The following is a 13,018-nucleotide window of genomic DNA, read 5'->3' as shown; positions in this document are numbered from 1 at the left end:
GCCTTTATCGCAAAGCGTTTCGCAGTCGGTGATCGCCGCGGTCTCCGGTCAGGCCGACGGTGCCGGTCGATAGAAGAACGCCAGCTGACCGATGCCGCCCGCCAGCCCGAGAGTCAGGCTGATCAACAAGCCCCACCAGCCGCCCAACACAGGCCAGAGCCACGTGCCGCGAAACAGTGCGTAGTCCAGGCTGATCCGACCGGCGCCCATCATTGCCACGGTGATGGCGCCGAGCGCCAAGACCAGGTTGTACTCCCAGCCGTCCTTGACGATGAAAAATCCGTTGTGCCGGTGCACAGTCCACGCGGCTACCAGCATCAAAGCCACGAATCCGGCCGCTGGAATCGGAGTCAGTAGTCCTAGCGCCAGGCCCAGGCCGGCCGCGATCTCGATCGTCGCGGCGACTCGCGCATGGAACAGGCCCGGTCTCATGCCGATGCTGTCGAACCACGCCGCGGTTCCCGGGATACGGCCGCCGCCGGTGAACTTGTTGTATCCGTGCGCGGCAAGCGTGATGCCCAGCGTTGCACGGAGGATCAGCACGCTGACGTCGAAGGCCGTCATGCGCACCGTCCGCAGCGTCGGGGCAACACGGGTGTTGAAATTGTGAACACAAGCGTTGATGCTATCAACACGAGAGTTGACAGCGCTAGCTGAGCCGGGCAGTCTTAGTTCTGCCCGGGCAGCGCATGGCCTGGCTTTCCCACTAGCGACGCATGGAGATCAACGTGGAATTCGGACTGCTTTACGAATGGCAGATGCCGCCTGGCGTTTCTCGGGCCGACGAGTCCCAGCACTTTCTGCAGATGATGGAACAGATCAGGACCGCGGAGGAACTCGGCTTCACCTCGGTGTGGTCAGTCGAGCACCACTTCCTGGAGTCCTTCTCTCACGCCTCGGCGCCCGAGGTGCTGCTGTCCTGGATCGCGGCACAGACGTCGAAGATCCGGATCGGCCACGGTGTCCGGCTGCTGCCCTATCCCTACAACCACCCGATTCGGGCCGCCGAACAGGCCGCGACCTTGGACTTGCTGTCGCAGGGCCGACTCGAGTTCGGTAGCGGACGTTCGGCCACTGCTGCTGAGCTCGGGGGCTTCGGTATCGACCCGGCAGAGACCCGGGACATGTGGCGCGAGTCGCTGGAGCTGATCCTGAAGGCTTGGACCAACCCGGTGGTGGAACATCAGGGCAAGTACTTCAACCAGGTCGCCCGGCCGATGGTGCCCAAGCCCCTGCAGTCGCCGCATCCGCCACTCTGGATGTCGTGCACCAGCCCCGAATCACACGAGGTGGCAGGTGAACTCGGTTTGGGTCTGCTGTCCTTCACGCTCGCGCTCGCCTTCGAAGAGGTTGCTTCGCGCATCGCGAAGTACCGGGAACGGATCAAGACCGCGACGCCGATCGGTCAGTTCGTCAACAACCAGACGGCAGTGTTCACGATGGCGCATTGCGCCGCGACAAAGGAATTGGCGCGTGAGCGTGCCGAGGCCGGTGTGATGCGCTACCAGCACGACCAGATCGAGCTGCTCACCTCGCTGATCCCCGATCTCAAGGAGAACAGCTCGTACGACTACTACCAGCGCTTCGTCGGGGTGGACTACGACAAGTTCAACTACGACTACCTGGATTCGCGGAACATGATCCTGGTCGGTGATCCGGACCGATGCATCGAGCTGGCCAAGCAATACGAAGCCATCGGTGTCGACCGCCTGCTGCTGTTCGTGCAGTACAAGGACATGCCGCACGAGCACACCATGGACTCGCTGAGGCTCTTCGGTAAAGAGGTGCTGCCGGCGTTCAGCTGACCGTAGAGTCCCTTCCCTTCGCCAATCGCGCAGAGGGAAGGGACTTTTCGCTGTCAGCCCTGCAGCAGGGCCTGGGTCTGTTCCTTGAGCAGCCGCTTGCTGACCTTGCCGGTCGGTGTCAGCGGTAGTTCGGTCGCGGAAACGACCCGGATGTTGGAGGGCACCTTGTAGGCGGCAGCGCGGTTGCGCAACCAGGCCGCGACGTCGAGGGCCAATGGCTCCTGCTGGTGCGAGTCCACCGTGGAAACCAGAACGCAGCCCACCTGCTGATCCCCCTCCGGCGTCGGTAGACCGAACACGAACGCTTCGTCGACTGAATCATGTTGTACGAGTAGCGACTCGACTTCGAGCGGAGAGATGTTGATACCCTGCACTTTCATCATCTCGTCGCCCCGACCGAGGTAGTGCAGGCGACCTTCTGAGTCGATCATTCCGATGTCGCCGGTGGTGAACCAACCGTCGGCAGCGAGCGAGTCGCATGGGCCGTCGAGATAGCCAGGCGTGACTGTTCCGCGGATCTGAATGTCGCCGGGAGTGCCGGCTGCGGCCGGAGCCCCGGCGGTGACGATCCGAACCTCTTGGGTGGGAAGCGCAGTGCCCTGGGAGTAGATCCGGACCTCTTTTGGATCGGTGTGCGCCGTCATTGCCGTGTGCCCGTATCCCTCGGTCATGCCGTAGGCGTTGCAGACCTCGGCCACGCCGAGCTCGTCGATCGCAATGCGCAGATCTTCGGGAGTTGCGTTGGCGGTTCCAGTGCGCAGCGCCGAGATGTCCCGATCGGCGAGCTCGGGACACGCAGCCAGCGCACGGGTGACGGGGGCAACGCCGTAGTAGACGCTACAGCGTTGGCGTTCAATGAATTTCAGCGCGGCGGATGGCTCGAAACGCTCCTGTACACAGAGCGTGGCGGCATGAGTCAGTGCGTTCGGCAGTGCGTTGGCGCATCCGAAGACGAAAAACAACGGCGAGGCAAACCAGAACCTGTCGTCGGCGCGGATGCCCTGACGCTCACCGATGGCATGTGCATTGCGAATCAAGCTGCCCTGCGTGAGCCTGACCGCTTTCGGTGCGGCGGAACTGCCGCTGGTGAACAGCACCAACGCGTCGGCTTCGGGGCGCGCCGGTGAGCAGCGGAGCGTTGAAAGCGCATCTTGCCACCCGCTCTGCGGCGCGAACTCGGGCAACTGGTTACCGACAGGCCACAAGATCGGGCCCAGGTAGCCGTCGATGTCGAGGTCGTCGACCGCGGCCGCCGTGTCATGTCCGAATATCTCTGCCTGGGTGACGATGGTGCGGAGCCGGGCCCGGCGAGCGACGCTCGCGAGTTCATCGCGGCGGTACCAGGTATTCAGTGGCACAACACACAGACCGGCAGCATGTGCACCGAGCAGCGCTGCGCACCAACGTGATCCGTTGGGTAGCAAGATACCGACGCGTTCACCGGGGACGAGCCCGCGCGAAGTCAAACTTGCGGCGATGGCTGCGCTCAGTTGTGCGGTCTGCCGGTAACTCAGGTCGCCGTCGTCGGCCACGATGAACGGGTGATCGGGCTTGGCCGAGGCGACCGCCGCAAGCACTGTCGGCGTCGTGGCGATGCGCTCGACATCAAGTTGGAACACGGCATCACTCCGCACGATCGACACTGAGGACTCACTAACTTGTCAACGAACTTGTTGACAAGTATCCCTCATGAACCGGCCGCGGTGAGACTGTTTGGCTACGTGTTGTTTTCGGCGCCCTTCAGAAATATCTCCGTGAACGTCTTGGACACTTCTTCGGGACTCCACTTGATGTTCGGACGGTACCAGCGGTGCATCCAGTTGATCATGCCGAACAATGCCAGGGCGGACAGATCGACCGGGATGTCCTTGCGCAGGGTGCCGTCGCGTTGTCCTTTGGCCAGAATCGACTTGACCAGGGACTCGTAGGCTCGCGTCCGGGCAATGACATCAATCGACCATTCGCTGTCCTGACGCGCAATCCGGCCGAGGTCCTCGATGTAGACGTTCATGTGCGGATAGTTGTCCGCGTAGGAGTTGACCATGGCTTCGATGAGCGCGGCGATCTTGTCCCTGGTGGAGGCCCGGCTGCGCTTCACCGCCTCCGCGGTCTCGATGTCGCGGCCGAGGGCTTGGCGCACGATCTCTTGGAGCAGTTCCTCTTTGCTTCCCACGTAGTAGTACAGCGACGCGCGGTCGGTGTTGAGTGCTGCCGCCACGTCTCGCAGGGTGGCTGCTTCGAATCCGCGGTCTCGGAAAACGTGTGCAGCGGCCTTGACGATCTCTTCACGTCGGGCCAGGTAGGCGGCGCTACCATCCTCGAGGGCAGCTTGCCTGCGGGCGTCGATGCCGCTTTTCGCCATTGCTCACTACCTCCATATGACAGCGTCAGGTTGACGCCAGTAGACACCGGCGTTGATGCTGGCTCACGCTACCACTGGTGTGCACGTCGGGCGGGCGGTCCGACGGTTGCGGTCAGTGCCCGAAGAACAGCCGCTGTGCGTTGCTCGAGACGAACTTGGTGAAGCGATCGGCATCGCGAAACGGAAGTTCCCGAACTTCCTGCATGCAGCGTGCGTGGGTCAGCAGCGGATAATCGCTGGCGAACATGACACGGTCGGCGCCACGGGTATTGGCGTAGGCGATGATCGCCGGCGGAATGTGCTTCGGGGCGATCGCCGATGTCATGTAGTGGATCCCGGGCCACTTCACCATCAGCTTGACGCAGGTGTCCACCCACGGTTCGCCACCGTGTTGCAGGATGATTGTCAGCTCCGGGAAGAACGCCGCGACATCGTCGACAGCGATTGGATCTTGATATTTGCTCGGGACCTGTGGGCCGGGAAATCCGACGTTAAGTCCCACTGGGACACCGAGTTCGACACACTTGGCATAGACGGGGTAATACGCGGGATCGTTGTAGGCGAGCCGGGTCTGCAGGCCGAGCATGCGGATCAGCCGGTAGTCCTCGGATCTGACCAGTTCCTCGGCGAGTCGGACCGCCTTCATGCCCTCGCGAGGATCCACGACGTGTGACAGCCGGAACCTGTCCGGATATTTGTTCCGTGCCGCGATCACCCAATCGAGATCGCCCGCGCCTGAATAGCCGGAGCACAACACCGCCTGCGCCACACCCGCCTCGTCCATCTCGTCGATGAGTTGCCCGAGGGTGGTGCCCCTTTCGATGCGTTCACGCAGACCGGGGAATAGGTAGGAGACGTCGTTGCCGTCGGTCAGCGGGCCAAGGTTGGGGTTGATCCACGCGTCGACGACGCCCTCTGGTAGCTCGAACACCTGGCCAGCGTAAGGAGCAACAACAAACCCTGTCAACGTTGGCGTTGAGTACTCGATCAACACCTGTGTAGATGGTAGTCAACACGAGAGTTGACAAAGGTGAATCGCTCCGGCATGCTCCGAAAAAGGGGCAGCAGTGCCGACGCTCGATGGAGGTCTAACGATGAAATTCCACTTGATTCAGCCCGGCATGATCGGCCGGCGTCACGAGATCGAGCAGGGGAAGGCCGGTCAGAACAAGGAGCTGTATCAGCGGTATCTGGAGGAGATCCGCGGATACATCCGGCTGGCCGACGACTTGGGTTACGCCAGCTACGGGCATAACGAGCATCACCTGCAGATCGAGGGCTTCGAGATCACCAACCACCCGGGGATGTTCAGCCTGTTCGTCGGGCTGCACTCGAAGCGGATGCGGGTATCAACGCTGGGTTACGTGCTGCCTACGCACAATCCGGTACGCGCCGCCGAGGAGATCGCCACCCTCGACCACATGCTGAAGGGCCGGCTCAACGTCGGTTTCACCCGCGGGTACCAGAGCCGCTGGGTGGGGTCCTACGCTGCCGTGCCCGGCGTCAACGCAACGACGCCAGAGCTGGCCAAGAGCCGTGACGACGTTGACAACATGAACCGCGAGATCTTCGAAGAGTCACTGAAGATCGTCAAAACAGCGTGGCTCAATTCGACTTTCAGCTATGAGGGCAAGTATTGGCAGTTCCCACCGAAGTCCGGTCTGACCGGCCACCCCGCCTACGAGAAGTACGGCGCCGGCATGGGCGAGGACGGCATGGTGCACGAGATCGGCATCGCGCCGCGCTGCTACCAGGACCCGCACCCGCCGCTGTACGGAGCATTCGCGCACAGCATGCGGACCATCGATATGTGGGCGCGCGAGGGTGGCAAGCCGATTGTGATGGCCAACCAGATGGAGTTCTGCGAGGCGCTGTGGAGCCGTTACATCAAGACCGCCGATGAGGCCGGTCGTGAGGTGAAGCGCGAGGATGCGGCGGCCTGGGGCGGCGTGCTGATGCTGGGCAACGACCCCAGCCGCCTGCAGGCGATCAAGGATGAGCACGATTGGTACTGGAACACCTTCTTCCTGCCGTTCGGCCAGGGCTACGCCAACTGCCTCATCGGTGACGTGGACGAGGTATCGCGGCAGATCGAGGATGCCCAGAAGCGGCTCGGATTCACCGAGATGTGGCTGCAGTTCGGCCAGGGTCACCTCGACCCGGAGGAGAACGAGGAGATGCTGCACACGTTCGCCGAGAAGATCTTCCCACGATTCTCCCAAAAGGACGAAGAGGGAACCTGGGTCTGATCGGAGAATGCTACCGATGAGCCGGCCAATGGCGTCCGCGCTCACGCGGGACGAGCGGGGCGTCGTCACCTATACGGTGAACGACGCCCCGACTCGAAACGCGTTGAGCACCAAGATGCTTGCAGACATCGACCACCTACTGGCAGAGCTGGCACAGGACCGGTCGGTCCGTGCCGTCGTGTTCACCGGCGCGGGTGCCACCTTCTCTTCGGGAGCTGACCGCTCGGAATTGGGCGACCCTGCCCTGGTCGAGCGGGCCACGACGCTGTTGTCGTCGATCCTCGTTCGCATCGATCGGTCACCGGTGCCCGTGGTGTGCCGGGTCAACGGAGCCGCATTCGGTGCCGGCCTGGCCGTCATGGCTGCTGCCGACATCAGTATCTCGGTCACCGACGCGGTATTCGGTCTTCCCGAGGTGCGCTTCGGGCTCGTTGCCGGTCCGGCCGCGGTGTCTTGTCTCGCTCGAATCGGCCAGACCGCCGGTCTGGATGTCTTGCTCACGGGCAGGCGGTTCGACGCCGAAGAAGCCCAACAGATGCAGTTGGTCACCGCAGTGGTGGATCGCGGTGATCTGGACCGCGCGGTGGACGCGCGGATTTCTGAACTCTTGCTGGGCGACTACGACGCGATCGCCCGTACGCGCAGGCTCGTGCGGCAGCTGTCGAGCGCAAGCATCTCCGACCGACTGGCGTTCGCGGCTGCGGTGGCCGAGGGTCGGTAGTTCGAACTGGATCTACGAAGCTCGGCCGGCCGCCGGCCGGTCACCCGAGGAGCGGCTCGGTGACGTCAGCGAGCCGGTTCACCTTGTCCAGGCCTGCTATCGCCGCGATGGCGTCATCAACTGCTCCCGGATTGATCCGCCCTTGCACGTTCGCGCGGAACTTGGATTCCAGCTCATGCCATGCCATCGGCTGCGCGAGACTGCCGCGCACGATCAGTTGTTCGCGTTCGAAGGTTCGGCCATCTGTGGTCATGATGGTCACGCGGGCACCGTTTTGGGGCAGATCGTCGGTGGCGTGCACGAACACCTTGTCTCGGAATGGCGAAAGTCTTTGCAGTGCAGGCCCGGTGAACGTTTGCACGGACACCGCACGGTCGGCCAGTGCCGCTGCCACGTTGTACGCCAAGGAGAACTTGCCCTCCAGCGCGGTGCGGGGCCAGGGATAGACCAGGACCTCGTTGAGGTTCCGCTGTTCGATCCAAACATCGATGCGCGCGACATCGGGCTCGTGCAAACCTGACTCGCGCAGCAGGGCAATCGTGGCGTCGATCGCGTAATGGTTTGCGCCGCAACAGGGATACTGCTTGAAGACCATTCCCTCCTCCACGGCGTAGCGGTCGCCGAGCCCGGCGACCACGGTAGCGAGCTCACCTTCGCCCCGGCAGATGACGTCGTGCCAGCCGAACCGTTGTTCCAGGATTTCGGTGCTGGCGGTGAATCCGGCTTGGGCCAGCAATGCTGCTTCGACCCCGGTGCGGCCGGCCAGCCCGGCGTGCAGTGGTTTGGTCATCGTGCCGAAGTTGGCGCGCAGTCCGCCGGCCTGCGAGGCCGCGATTCCGAGCGCGTGAGCAGTTTGGTCCGTGGTGAGTCCCAGTAGTCGGGCGGCGCCGCTGGTCGCTCCGAAGACTGAGTAGACGGACGGCTTGTGATAGCCGGCGGCGTATGGCCCCAGCCGGGTGTCGACGTACATGGTGGTCAGCCGATGCGCGACTTCATACCCGATCACGAGTGCTTCGATGAAACCGAGACCGTCGGCGCCGACCAGCTCGGCTACGGCCAGCACCGCCGGGATGATCGCCACGCTGATATGGCCTGCGCCGAGACCGATGTCGTCGAAGTCAAGGGCGTGCCCCGACGTTCCGTTGACCAGCGCAGCTGCCGATGGCGCGAGCCGTGCGCGGCCGCCGAGAACCGCAGAGGCGCCGGGTGCGCCCTGAGACCGTGCGTAGGCCAGCGCAATGAGACTGGCCTCCTCGACAGTGCCTGCCACCGTCACACCAAAGAGGTCCAGGACGGCCTGTTTGACCACATCCGTCGCGCGCGGCGAGACGACCGTGCCGGGTGGGTTGCGGACAAAGTCCGCCAACTCCCGGGTTACCTGTCGTGATTCTGTGCCCATCAAGGCAGCAAACCAGACTCGACGTAGTCTTCGGGGCTGGTTCGGCTCCCGGTCATGCGGTCTGGGTAATCGACGCCGCGTGGGTGCCGAACGCGCGCCGGTGATAAGTGAGGGGTGCCAGCTCTACGTGGTCCGTCTCGACTACCCGGCCGATCACGATGGTGTGATCGCCGCCGGGAACCAGCTGGTCGACTTCGCAGGCAAACCAGCACGCCGAGTCGACGATGTGCGGAACCTCGGAACGCGACTCCCAGGTGACGTCTTTGAACTTGTCGTCACCCTTGGTGGCGAATCGGCCGGCGATCGAATCCTGGCCGTGGCTCAGTACGTTCAGGCCGAACCGACTGCTGCTCCGCAAGACCTGCAGGAGAGCCGAGCCCTGGTCCAGGGCAGCCAGCACCAGTGGCGGATTCAGGGACAGGGAACAGAACGCACTCACGGTTGTGCCGTGGGGACGCGCGCCGTCGAAGGCCGTCACCACCGACACCGGCGTGCACACCGATCCCATCACGGCCCGGAACAAGTCGGCGGGGACGTCGGCGCTCCGCGCGTCGAACCCCGAATCTGTCGCCGAATCTGAAGTCATACAACGAATCTACGTCGGGCCCGCACGCGTGTCAACGCGTCTGTTGACAGGTCGACGTCCGGTATGTAAACGTGGTCGTTGACATGGCCGGAGTGGCGTGGCACGTTACTGCAGTAAGGCGCAGGCGTGGTCTTGCCGAATCCCGCCGAAGAGGATGAAAGGGCACATCGATGACCTACAAGCCACGCGAGAGCGGACCATTCGCAGGTCTGAAACTGATCGACGCAGATTCGCACATCACCGAAGTGGAGGATCTGTGGACCTCCCGCACGCCGGAGAAGTACAAGGATCTGGTGCCGCAGTGCCATCTTGATGAGGATGGCATCAGCTACTGGTATGTGAACGGGCATCAGAAGCTCAGTAAGAACAACAGCATCGCCTTCGTGAACAAGGCCGGGGAGAAGATCCCCTACTACGGCGCCAACATGGAGGAGTACGACCGCGAGACGAGCCAGATCGGAGGCAGCAAGGAGGAGATCCACCGCGCCGCGGTCGAGGCCAAGCCACGCGTCGACCTGCTCGACGAGATGGGTATCTATGCCCAGATCGTTTATCCGAACATCATGGGCTTCGCCGCGCCGGCGATGGTCCAGGGCCTGCCGCGTGACCTGTCCCTAATCATCTGCCAGATCTACAACGACGCGATGCGCGAGTGGCAGGCCGAGGGTTCCGAGCGGCTACTGCCGCAGGCGATGCTGCCGTTCTGGGACATCGATCAGGCCATCGCCGAAGCCAGGCGCGCCAAGGACATCGGTCTGACCGGTGTGCTGATGGCCGGTGAGCCGCATCTGGGCGGCCTGCCGGATCTGGGCACCTCGCACTGGTACCCGCTGTACGAGGTGCTGTCCGAGCTTGAGTTGCCGATCAACATCCACATCGGTGCCCGGAACTGGAAGGGTGAACAGGGTGGTGCGGCGTGGCCGTCGCTGCCGGAACGAGCCGGCAAGCCGGTTCGTTCCATCCAGACCGAGTTGTCGAACTCGCGGTTCATCTCCAACCTCTGCGCCTCCGATGTCCTCATCCGCTACCCGAAGCTGAATTGGGTCAGCGTCGAAAGCGGCATCGGCTGGATCCCCTACGTCCTGGAGCGGATCGACTACGAGTACCGCGAGGAGTTCCCGGGCGGGCTGCCGCCGGAGCTGCCGCCGGCCAAGGAGATGTTCCAGAAGGGTGTCTACGGCACTTTCTGGTTCGAGGATGCCGGGCCACTGGCGCTGTTGGACCGGATTGGCGCGGACAATGTGTTGTGGGAAACCGACTTCCCGCACCCCACGAGCCTCTACCCGAACCCGGTCGAGCGCTCGGAGGAGAAGCTCAAGGACCTGGCGCCGGACGTGATCCGCAAGATCGTTCAGGACAACGCGGCCAAGCTGTACAAGATCGAGGTCTGATCGGCCTGCATGGCTACTCAACGTAACCCCATCGCCGGTCAGGTCGCCATTGTCGGCCTCGGCCACACGGTGCAGGGTGAGTTGCCCGGACGGTCGGCGGAGGAGAACGCGGTAGATGCGGCGCTGTTGGCGCTCGCCGACGCCGGGCTCACGACTGCCGACCTGAACGGGCTCATCTCCTGCAAATCTGTTCAGGGACAGGCCAATGACGTCGCGGTCGGCAATCTGCTTGGACTGAACCTGCCGTACGTGCAGTCACTGGACTACGGCACGTGTAACTTCTCGCTGCATTTGGCCGTGATGGCCGTGGTCAGCGGGATGGCTGACACCATCCTGCTGACCTACGGGGCCAACGCTCGAAGTGGCAAGTTCGACTTCGGTAAGCCGATGTACGGCGCAGACATGGCCTCGGCGGCCGGCCTGGTACACATCTCTGGCCGAGCCGGTCTGGCGCTGCAACGGCACAAGGCCGTGTACGGCACCACCGATGAGCAGTTCGGGATGCTCGCGGTAGGCCAGCGGTTGTGGGCACAGATGAACCCCAACGCCATCTTCCGAAAGCCACTCGCAATGGACGACTACCTCGCGGAGCCGTATATGGTTGAGCCGCTGCGCCGTTCGGATGTGACGATGATCTCTGACGGCGGGGTCGCGGTGGTGGTCACCACCGCCGAGCGGGCGCGGGATCTGCCGAACACGCCGGTCTACATCTCGGGTATGTCCGAATTCGCCGGTGTGCGTAGCGAACACAATCCGGAAAACCTGATGCGCCCGTGGCTGAAGGACTCTGCCAAGGCGATCTGGGACAGCACCGGCCTCGGGCCGTCGGATATCGATGCTCTCTACATTCAGGACCCGACTGCGCTGTGGTCGCTGCAAATGCTGGAGTACTACGGGTTTTGCGGTATCGGCGAAGGCGGTCCGTTCCTGGCTGAGGGACATACCGTCCCTGGCGGCGATCTGCCGCTCAACACCCACGGCGGGCAGCTCTCGGAGAGCTACACCTGGGGATGGATGCATGTGGTGGAAGCGGTCCGGCAGTTGCGTGGGCAGGCTGGCGAGCGCCAACTTTCGACACCTGAAATCAGCATGTACTGCTCGAGTCATGGCTTCGTGAAGGCTGCGGCGTCGATCTTGTCGGTCAGTTCGGAGGTCGGGCGATGAGCGGCCTTACTCCGCAGGGTGATTCGCTTGCCGCGCCGTTCTTCGAAGCCGCGGCGCAGGGCCGGTTGGTGGTACAACGCTGCGATTCGTGCAAGAACCTGCGCTGGCCGCCCTTGAGTGGTTGCCCGGACTGCCACAGCCGCGACACGACGTGGGTGGAGGTGGCGCCGTCCGGCACGATCTGGAGCTTCGTGGTCTATCACCGCGCATTCCAGCCGGAGTTGCGTTCGCAGATCCCGTACACCGTCGCGATGGTCGAATTGGACGACGGGCCGTATGTGGTCGGCCGCCTCACGCCTGGGGCCCGGACTCCGGTGGTGGGTGACCGGGTGGTGGCCGAATTCGGTGACATCGACGGCGAGCCGTCGGTGCGATGGCGGATCTCGTAGTGGAATGGGCGCGTTCCGTCTGGCGGAATGTAACAGGGACACAGAGGAATTGGTCATGGGTCAACTAGACGGTCGGGTCGCGTTCATCACCGGTGGTGCCAGGGGGCAGGGCCGTGCCCACGCGCTGGCATTGGCGGCTGAGGGGGCCGATGTTGTGGTCAGCGATATCGCCGCCGATCTGCCGGGACTGCGGTATCGGCTGGCCACGCCGGACCAACTCGCCGAGACGGTCAAGCTGGTGCAGGAGTATGGGGTCCGGGCTGTCGGACTTCAGGTCGATGCCCGCGACACCGAACAGGTCAATAATGCGGTCGCACAGACCATCGCCGATTTCGGACGCATCGACATCCTGCTCGCCAACCATGGAATCGTCGACTTTTCCACCGTCGAACACACGACGGACGAGTTGTGGAACACCATCGTCGAGACCAACCTGACAGGCATCTTCAAGGCCGTGCGGGCTGTCCTGCCGCAGATGCGCGCTCAGAAGTACGGCCGGATCGTCGCGACCACCTCGATGGGTGCCCGCAACACCGCTCCGAACCTGGGCCACTACATCGCGGCCAAATGGGGGGTCATCGGTTTGGTCAAGACGACGGCATTGGAGGTGGCCGGCGACGGGATCACGGTGAATGCCATTGCCCCCGGAGCGGTGGACACGGATCTGTTCTTCAACCAGCCGACCTACGACATCTTTTTGCCCGACGTGGTCAATCCGACCGAGGATGATTTCCGCAACCGTCTCGAAGCGCTCAACTACGGCTTGAACGGTGTGCGTTTCCTGCAGCCCGAGGATGTTGCGCGCGCGATGCTGTATCTGGTGACCGACCGCGGTCTGATGACCGGGCAGGTGCTCGAAATCGGCCTCGGCACTTCGGCACACGGCATTTACTGAGTACGGCCAGGTTCGCGCGGGGTGAGGTGTTCCCGCGTGAGGCCCGTTGCGATAGAC

The 13,018-nt window shown here is 63.3% G+C and carries 13 protein-coding genes; 7 read left to right on the top strand and 6 right to left on the bottom strand.

Annotated elements, in window-relative coordinates:
• Window positions 1-48: 48 nt before the first annotated feature.
• Entirely contained in the window at window positions 49-564 is a 516-nt protein-coding gene (locus ABIA30_RS25625) for a DoxX family protein (RefSeq protein ID WP_370070689.1), read from the bottom strand.
• Between the two features lie 152 nt (window positions 565-716).
• Here ABIA30_RS25625 and ABIA30_RS25620 point away from each other — a divergent pair, with 152 nt between their 5' ends.
• Window positions 717-1,805, top strand: a complete 1,089-nt coding sequence (locus ABIA30_RS25620; RefSeq protein ID WP_370070687.1) for an LLM class flavin-dependent oxidoreductase — start codon at window positions 717-719, stop codon at window positions 1,803-1,805.
• A 53-nt stretch (window positions 1,806-1,858) separates the two neighbouring features.
• Here the strand turns inward: ABIA30_RS25620 and ABIA30_RS25615 are convergent, their stop codons facing one another.
• The 3 genes from ABIA30_RS25615 to ABIA30_RS25605 all read right to left on the bottom strand — a co-directional run bounded on the left by ABIA30_RS25615 (window position 1,859) and on the right by ABIA30_RS25605 (window position 5,098).
• Window positions 1,859-3,424 (bottom strand): class I adenylate-forming enzyme family protein, encoded by a 1,566-nt coding sequence (locus tag ABIA30_RS25615; RefSeq protein WP_370070685.1) that lies wholly within the window; start codon window positions 3,422-3,424, stop codon window positions 1,859-1,861.
• Between the two features lie 98 nt (window positions 3,425-3,522).
• Window positions 3,523-4,167 carry a TetR/AcrR family transcriptional regulator gene (locus ABIA30_RS25610; protein ID WP_370070684.1) on the bottom strand — a complete coding sequence of 215 codons (645 nt, stop codon included), beginning with the start codon at window positions 4,165-4,167 and terminating at the stop codon, window positions 3,523-3,525.
• Window positions 4,168-4,279: 112 nt separating this feature from the next.
• Window positions 4,280-5,098 (bottom strand): amidohydrolase family protein, encoded by an 819-nt coding sequence (locus ABIA30_RS25605; protein WP_370070682.1) that lies wholly within the window; start codon window positions 5,096-5,098, stop codon window positions 4,280-4,282.
• 163 nt (window positions 5,099-5,261) lie between these two features.
• On the opposite strand from ABIA30_RS25605, the gene ABIA30_RS25600 reads away from it, so the two are divergent.
• Window positions 5,262-6,416, top strand: a complete 1,155-nt coding sequence (locus ABIA30_RS25600) for an LLM class flavin-dependent oxidoreductase (RefSeq protein WP_370070680.1) — start codon at window positions 5,262-5,264, stop codon at window positions 6,414-6,416.
• A 16-nt stretch (window positions 6,417-6,432) separates the two neighbouring features.
• Window positions 6,433-7,137, top strand: a complete 705-nt coding sequence (locus ABIA30_RS25595) for an enoyl-CoA hydratase/isomerase family protein (protein WP_370070678.1) — start codon at window positions 6,433-6,435, stop codon at window positions 7,135-7,137.
• Between the two features lie 40 nt (window positions 7,138-7,177).
• Here the strand turns inward: ABIA30_RS25595 and ABIA30_RS25590 are convergent, their stop codons facing one another.
• A complete protein-coding gene (locus ABIA30_RS25590) occupies window positions 7,178-8,536 on the bottom strand; it encodes an MmgE/PrpD family protein (RefSeq protein ID WP_370070676.1) in 1,359 nt (452 codons plus the stop codon).
• Window positions 8,537-8,588: 52 nt separating this feature from the next.
• Window positions 8,589-9,044: a flavin reductase family protein gene (locus ABIA30_RS25585; protein ID WP_370070756.1), complete on the bottom strand. Its 456-nt coding sequence runs from the start codon at window positions 9,042-9,044 to the stop codon at window positions 8,589-8,591.
• A 248-nt stretch (window positions 9,045-9,292) separates the two neighbouring features.
• On the opposite strand from ABIA30_RS25585, the gene ABIA30_RS25580 reads away from it, so the two are divergent.
• Genes ABIA30_RS25580 through ABIA30_RS25565 form a run of 4 tightly spaced genes read left to right on the top strand, consistent with a single transcriptional unit; the run spans window position 9,293 to window position 12,961 of the window.
• Window positions 9,293-10,513 carry an amidohydrolase family protein gene (locus ABIA30_RS25580; RefSeq protein WP_370070674.1) on the top strand — a complete coding sequence of 407 codons (1,221 nt, stop codon included), beginning with the start codon at window positions 9,293-9,295 and terminating at the stop codon, window positions 10,511-10,513.
• Window positions 10,514-10,522: 9 nt separating this feature from the next.
• Window positions 10,523-11,677 carry a hypothetical protein gene (locus tag ABIA30_RS25575; RefSeq protein ID WP_370070672.1) on the top strand — a complete coding sequence of 385 codons (1,155 nt, stop codon included), beginning with the start codon at window positions 10,523-10,525 and terminating at the stop codon, window positions 11,675-11,677.
• Window positions 11,674-12,066 (top strand): Zn-ribbon domain-containing OB-fold protein, encoded by a 393-nt coding sequence (locus ABIA30_RS25570; protein WP_370070670.1) that lies wholly within the window; start codon window positions 11,674-11,676, stop codon window positions 12,064-12,066. Before ABIA30_RS25575 ends, ABIA30_RS25570 begins: the two co-directional genes overlap by 4 nt.
• A 55-nt stretch (window positions 12,067-12,121) precedes the next feature.
• On the top strand, window positions 12,122-12,961 hold the full coding sequence (locus ABIA30_RS25565) for a mycofactocin-coupled SDR family oxidoreductase (protein WP_370070668.1): 840 nt from the start codon (window positions 12,122-12,124) through the stop codon (window positions 12,959-12,961).
• The last annotated feature ends 57 nt before the right edge of the window (window positions 12,962-13,018 follow it).

Origin of the sequence: Mycobacterium sp. MAA66, assembly GCF_041261665.1 — a bacterium.
In the GTDB taxonomy this organism is placed as follows: Bacteria; Actinomycetota; Actinomycetes; order Mycobacteriales; family Mycobacteriaceae; genus Mycobacterium.
This window is presented reverse-complemented; position numbering and strand designations above follow the sequence as displayed.